The 378-nt window shown below is 62.7% G+C and carries 1 protein-coding gene; it reads left to right on the top strand.

Annotated features, from left to right (window positions below; genetic code table 11):
- Positions 1-323: transposase (locus QWJ41_RS20880; RefSeq protein ID WP_302710395.1), on the top strand; the 323-nt coding region annotated here is incomplete at its 5' end.
- Positions 324-378: the final 55 nt, after the last annotated feature.

Raw genomic sequence — 378 nt, 5'->3', positions numbered from 1 at the left:
CCCCGTTCCTGGCGTTCCCGCCCGAGCTGCGCCGCGTCATCTACACCACCAACTCCATCGAGTCGCTGAACTACCAGCTCAGGAAGGTCACCAAGAACCGCGGTCACTTCCCCAGCGACGATGCCGCAGTCAAGCTGCTGTGGCTGGCGATCTGCACCATCGAGGACAAACGAGCCCGCGACAGAGACCGGGACCGAGGCAAGAAGGGCAAGGACCGCAAGGCCCAAGGCCGCCTCGTCGAAGGCCAGGTCGTCACGAACTGGAAGCAGGCCCTCGCCCAACTCGCGATCGCCTACCCCGACCGCATCAACCCCCACCTGTAAGCCCAACACAAAGTAAAGAGATCGGCCGCCTTACACAGAAAACTTGACACGCTCG

The organism is Nocardioides cremeus (genome assembly GCF_030518195.1).
Lineage (GTDB): Bacteria > Actinomycetota > Actinomycetes > Propionibacteriales > Nocardioidaceae > Nocardioides > Nocardioides cremeus.
This window is presented reverse-complemented; position numbering and strand designations above follow the sequence as displayed.